Source organism: Microvirga roseola (genome assembly GCF_020866965.1).
Taxonomy (GTDB): Bacteria; Pseudomonadota; Alphaproteobacteria; order Rhizobiales; family Beijerinckiaceae; genus Microvirga; species Microvirga roseola.
Map to the genome: position 1 here is coordinate 1 of NZ_JAJATX010000191.1, position 626 is coordinate 626.

Annotated in this window: 1 protein-coding gene; it reads right to left on the reverse strand. The window is 59.1% G+C overall.

Features of this window, described 5'->3' with window-relative positions; translation table 11 throughout:
• The coding region (locus LG661_RS24830) for a PAS domain-containing protein (RefSeq protein WP_230534660.1) at positions 1-626 on the reverse strand (626 nt) is incomplete at both ends.

Genomic DNA, 626 nt, shown 5'->3' on the forward strand with positions numbered 1-626 from the left:
GGAGCCCTCCGGTAGACGGCGCTGGAGGAGTTCGATGTTGCCGACGATAATGGTGAGCAGGTTGTTGAAGTCGTGAGCAATGCCCCCGGTGAGTTGGCCGATGGCCTCCATCTTCTGCGCCTGTCGCAGAGCTTCCTCGGCTTTCAGGCGCTCGGCGACCTCCTGAGCAATCCGCTCCTCAAGGGTTTCGTTTAGGCGCTTCAGCTCCTTAGTGGCATCCTCCGCCTTCTGGCGGGCCAGGAGCAGTTCCCGCTCGTACTTGCGCGGGTGGGTGGCATTTATGTGGGTTTTTCGATGAACCATCGGGCGGCCGTTCGCTTCCAGCTTTTGGACGTTTTTGGCATGAACTGGCAGCGGCCGCCCGTCTGCACAGTTCAGATCAAAGGCAATCTCGTACACGAAGCCCTGCATCCGCAGAAGCGGCGTGAAATGCGTGTCGTAGAAGATTTTTGCGCCGATGCTCAGGAAGTCTTGGAAGCACTTGTGACCGACGAGGTCCTTCCGGTCCATGCCGATCCATGTAAGGAAAGTCTGGTTAACCCGGATGATGGTGCCGTCCGGCAGGGTCGAGAGGTAACCGAAGGGGGCGCTCTCGTAAAGTTCCTCGGCCGTCTCGATCAGAGCGC